Below are 4,913 nucleotides of genomic sequence, written 5' to 3'. Positions count from 1 at the left end.
CGGCTCCAAGGTCACCATGAAGTACCCGGCCGTGTGGCTGATGGGTGAGTACGCCCGCGGTGAGGTTCTCTCCGTTGCGTTCTCCGGCGAGGGCCAGCACCAGGACACCGGCGCCAAGATGCTCCACCTCGCGCCGCACACGTCCTCGACCATCATCAGCAAGTCTGTCGCCCGCGGCGGTGGACGTGCGTCGTACCGCGGTCTGGTGCAGGTCAACAAGGGTGCCCACGGCTCCAAGTCGACCGTCAAGTGTGACGCTCTGCTCGTCGACCAGATCAGCCGCAGCGACACCTACCCGTACGTCGACATCCGCGAGGACGACGTCACCATGGGTCACGAGGCCACCGTCTCCAAGGTCAGTGACGATCAGCTCTTCTACCTGATGAGCCGCGGACTGACCGAGGACGAGGCGATGGCCACCATCGTGCGTGGATTCGTCGAGCCCATCGCGAAGGAACTCCCGATGGAGTACGCGCTCGAGCTCAACCGCCTTATCGAACTTCAGATGGAAGGGGCTGTGGGTTAGTGACCACGCCAGAGACCGGAGTCATCGGAGCTGTTGCCGGGGAGAACCCGACCGCTCCTGTAAAGGGTGCAGCCACAGGCTCACCCATCACGAACAAGGGTGAGCAGTTCTCCTCGTTCGACGTCAATGCTTTCGAGGTTCCCGGCGGACGTGACGAGATCTGGCGGTTCACCCCGCTGCGTCGCCTCCGGGGATTGCACGACGGCAGCGCCGTCGCCAACGGACAGGTCACCGTCGAGGTCGACGGCGGAAGCGACATCACCGTCGAGACCGTCGGCCGTGACGACGCACGTCTGGGCAAAGCCGGCGTTCCCGCTGATCGCATTGCAGCGCAGGCGTATTCGAGCTTCGAGACGGCAACGGTCATCTCGGTTGGTGCCGAGGTCGAGGTCGAGAAGCCCGTTGTGGTCACCATGACCGGCCCCGGAGTCGACAACGTCGCCTACGGACACACCCAGATTCGTCTGGCGCAGTTCGCCAAGGCGACGTTCGTGATCGACCAGCGCGGCAGCGGAACCTTCGCGGAGAACATCGAATTCGTTCTCGGTGACAGTTCGCAGCTGACCGTGGTGGCCATCCAGGACTGGGCGGACGACGCAGTTCACGTGACGTCACACCACGCTCGCCTGAACCGCGACGCAGTGCTTCGATACACCTCGATCAGCCTGGGCGGCGACCTGGTGCGCCTGTCCGCCACCGTCAAGTACGACGGACCGGGCGGCGACGCCGAACTGCTCGGCCTGTACTTCGCCGACGCCGGCCAGCATCTGGAACAGCGTCTGCTGGTGGACCATTCGCAGCCCAATTGCAAGTCCAACGTGGTCTACAAGGGTGCGCTTCAGGGCGATCCCGGATCCGGCAAGCCCGACGCGCACACCGTGTGGATCGGCGACGTTCTCATCCGCGCCGCAGCGGAGGGCACCGACACGTTCGAGCTCAACCGCAACCTGGTGCTGACCGACGGCGCCCGCGCCGACTCGGTTCCGAACCTCGAAATCGAAACCGGTGAGATCGTCGGGGCCGGCCACGCAAGTGCAACGGGACGTTTCGACGACGAGCAGCTGTTCTACCTGCGTGCTCGTGGTATCCCGGAGGATCAGGCTCGTCGTCTGGTCGTACGTGGGTTCTTCCACGAAATCATCAACAAGATCGCTGTTCCCGAGGTGCGCGATCGCCTCGAAGCCGCAGTCGAAGCCGAACTCGCAGCCGTCGGCTCCTGACCGCCCCGCCGGCGACACCACCCCGTCGCTACGCTCGCCCGCCTCATCTTGAAGGAATTTCATGTCTACCAGTGACAACACCACCACTTCGGTCCTCGAGGTTCGTGACCTGCACGTCGAGGTCGCCAACTCCGATGCCAACGCCGAGCCCATCCAGATCCTCAAGGGCGTCGACCTGACGGTCCGCTCGGGGGAGACCCACGCGATCATGGGCCCCAACGGCTCCGGCAAGTCGACTCTGTCGTACGCCATCGCCGGTCACCCCAAGTACCAGGTCACGTCCGGCTCCATCACCCTCAACGGTGAAGACGTCCTCGCAATGAGCGTCGACGAGCGTGCGCGTGCCGGGCTCTTCCTGGCCATGCAGTACCCCGTCGAGGTTCCCGGCGTTTCCATGTCCAACTTCCTGCGCACCGCCGCTACGGCCGTGCGAGGCGAGGCTCCCAAGCTGCGCCACTGGGTCAAGGAAGTCAAGGAAGCCCTCAGCGAGCTCGAGATCGATCCCTCGTTCATCGAGCGCTCGGTCAACGAAGGTTTCTCCGGTGGCGAGAAGAAGCGCCACGAGATCCTGCAGTTGGGCATGCTCAAGCCGAAGATCGCGATCCTCGACGAGACCGACTCCGGCCTCGACGTCGACGCTCTGCGCACCGTCTCGGAAGGCGTCAACCGCTACAAGGAGCGCGAGAACGGCGGCGTTCTGCTGATCACGCACTACACGCGCATTCTGCGCTACATCAACCCCGACTTCGTTCACGTGTTCGTCGGTGGCCGCATCGTCGAGTCCGGTGGACCGGAGCTGGCCGACGAGCTCGAGACCAACGGCTACGGTCGTTTCGCCGCGGACACCGCAGCTACCCAGGGAGCGTAATCACGATGACCACCTCGGTGCGCGAGCTCGACGTCACAGCGGTTCGGGCCGACTTCCCGATCCTGGCGCGAACCGTGCGCGACGGAAAACCTTTGGTGTACTTGGATTCCGGCGCTACCTCGCAGCGTCCGGTCCAGGTTCTCGATGCCGAACGGGACTTCCTGACCACGTGTAACGCGGCAGTACACCGGGGTGCTCATCAGCTCGCAGAAGAGGCGACGGACGCGTACGAGAATGCTCGCGCCACCATCGCTTCTTTCGTGGGCGCGGATTCGGACGAGTTGGTGTTCACCAAGAACGCCACCGAGGCTCTCAATCTGGTGACCTACGTTCTCGGTGACGATCGCTTCGACCGCCATGTCGGTCCTGGCGACGAAATCGTCATCACCGAACTCGAACACCACGCCAACCTCGTTCCCTGGCAGGAACTTGCGCGCCGAACCGGTGCGACGCTCAAGTGGTACGGAGTCACCGACGACGGCCGGATCGATCTCGATTCGCTGGAGCTGACAGACGCGGTGAAGGTCGTTTCGTTCACCCACCAGTCCAACGTGACCGGCGCGATCGCGCCCGTCGAGGAATTGGTGCGACGAGCACGCGCCGTCGGTGCACTCGTCGTGCTCGACGCGTGCCAGTCGGTGCCTCACATGGCGGTCGACTTCCACGAACTGGGAGTGGACTACGCGGCGTTCTCCGGTCACAAGATGCTCGGCCCTTCGGGGGTCGGAGTTCTCTACGGCCGTCGTGAACTGCTGGCAGCGATGCCTCCGTTCATCACCGGTGGCTCGATGATCGAGACGGTCACCATGGAGGTCAGCACTTACGCGCCACCGCCTCAGCGTTTCGAAGCCGGCGTACCGATGACCTCACAGGTGGTCGGGTTGGGCGCTGCCGTGGATTACCTGAACACCTTCGGGATGGACGCAGTCGCCGCGCACGAGCACGTGTTGGTGGAGGCTGCTCTCGAAAAGTTGTCGGCGATCGAAGGTCTGCGCATCATCGGACCGCAGACGTCCGAGAACCGCGGCGGAGCGATTTCCTTTGTCGTGGACGGTATTCACGCCCACGACCTCGGACAGATCCTCGACGACGAGGGCGTCGCGATTCGCGTCGGACACCATTGTGCGTGGCCGCTGCATCGTAAGTTCGGTGTCGCTGCGACGGCCCGTGCGTCGTTTGCGCTCTACAACACCACCGCGGAAATCGATGTTCTCGTTGCCGCGATCAAGCGTGCGCAGGAATTTTTCGGTGTCGCAGGGGAGTTGAACTGAATCATGCGCATGGAGCAGATGTATCAGGAAGTGATCCTCGATCACTACAAACATCCGCACGGCCGCGGACTCCGTGAGCCGTTCGGCGCCGAGGTGCACCACGTCAACCCGACGTGTGGCGACGAGGTGACGTTGCGCGTCCAGATATCCGAGGACGGAACGGTCTCCGACGTCTCGTACGACGGTCAGGGTTGTTCGATCAGCCAGGCGTCGACGTCGGTGCTCAACGACCTCGTCATCGGGATGCAGGTCACCGACGCACTGAAGACGGTGACGGCGTTCAACGAGATGGTGAGCAGTCGGGGCACCGTCGAGGGGGACGAGGACGTTCTCGGCGACGGTATCGCGTTCGTCGGAGTCTCGAAGTATCCGGCACGCGTGAAGTGCGCCTTGCTCGGATGGATGGCATTCAAGGATGCTGTAGTCCAGATTGTCGACGGCAGTGCTGTGACGACGGCGGACAGCAGCAGTGAATTGGTCGACACGACTGAAGGACAGGGATCATGACCGAGACACAACCAGTGCAGGACGCCGAGGTCGGCGCTCCGGTGAATCCGAATCCCGATTCCACTGCGGAATTCGGTGGCGCACAGGGCAGTGGCACTGTCCCGTCGCCTGAGCGACTCGACGAACTCGAAGAAGCGATGCGCGACGTCGTCGATCCCGAACTGGGAATCAACGTCGTCGATCTCGGCTTGGTCTACGGACTCTTCGAAGACGACGGTGTCGTCACTATCGACATGACTTTGACGTCGGCGGCGTGCCCGTTGACCGACGTGATCGAGGACCAGGCGCGCGGCGCACTTGTGCGTAGCGATCTGTGTACCGACATGAAGATCAACTGGGTGTGGTTGCCGCCGTGGGGACCGGACAAGATCACCGAAGACGGACGCGAGCAACTGCGCGCACTCGGCTTCACGGTCTGACAAGCAACCTCGGCACGATCAACTGAATACATTTCACCGGAGCGTCGGTGCCCGTTCGTCGGGTACCGGCGCTTCGGTTTGTTATATAGGGCCGTTTTAGCC

At 63.1% G+C, this 4,913-nt stretch carries 6 protein-coding genes; all 6 read left to right on the top strand.

The genetic code is table 11. The features are described 5' to 3' along the window. A partial coding sequence (locus tag RWT78_RS28265) for a SufD family Fe-S cluster assembly protein (protein WP_314682589.1) occupies positions 1 to 526 on the top strand: 526 nt, incomplete at its 5' end. Continuing rightward, a complete protein-coding gene (gene sufD / locus RWT78_RS28260; protein WP_003945011.1) occupies positions 526 to 1,746 on the top strand; it encodes a Fe-S cluster assembly protein SufD in 1,221 nt (406 codons plus the stop codon). The genes RWT78_RS28265 and sufD, both read left to right, overlap by 1 nt. Positions 1,747 to 1,807: 61 nt before the next feature. Continuing rightward, positions 1,808 to 2,614, top strand: a complete 807-nt coding sequence (sufC, locus tag RWT78_RS28255; RefSeq protein WP_314682585.1) for a Fe-S cluster assembly ATPase SufC — start codon at positions 1,808 to 1,810, stop codon at positions 2,612 to 2,614. A 5-nt stretch (positions 2,615 to 2,619) separates the two neighbouring features. Then, positions 2,620 to 3,885: a cysteine desulfurase gene (locus tag RWT78_RS28250; protein WP_003944865.1), complete on the top strand. Its 1,266-nt coding sequence runs from the start codon at positions 2,620 to 2,622 to the stop codon at positions 3,883 to 3,885. Between the two features lie 3 nt (positions 3,886 to 3,888). Further along, the gene (gene sufU, locus RWT78_RS28245) at positions 3,889 to 4,392 is read left to right on the top strand and encodes a Fe-S cluster assembly sulfur transfer protein SufU (RefSeq protein ID WP_003944894.1); all 504 of its coding nucleotides are present in this window, start codon (positions 3,889 to 3,891) and stop codon (positions 4,390 to 4,392) included. Continuing rightward, positions 4,389 to 4,811 (top strand): metal-sulfur cluster assembly factor, encoded by a 423-nt coding sequence (locus RWT78_RS28240; protein WP_003944963.1) that lies wholly within the window; start codon positions 4,389 to 4,391, stop codon positions 4,809 to 4,811. Before sufU ends, RWT78_RS28240 begins: the two co-directional genes overlap by 4 nt. Positions 4,812 to 4,913 lie beyond the last annotated feature (102 nt).

It is taken from the genome of uncultured Rhodococcus sp., from assembly GCF_963525155.1.
Lineage (GTDB): Bacteria > Actinomycetota > Actinomycetes > Mycobacteriales > Mycobacteriaceae > Rhodococcus_F > Rhodococcus_F qingshengii.
Note: the sequence above shows the minus strand (reverse complement) of the source record. Positions and strands in the feature narration are given on the sequence as shown.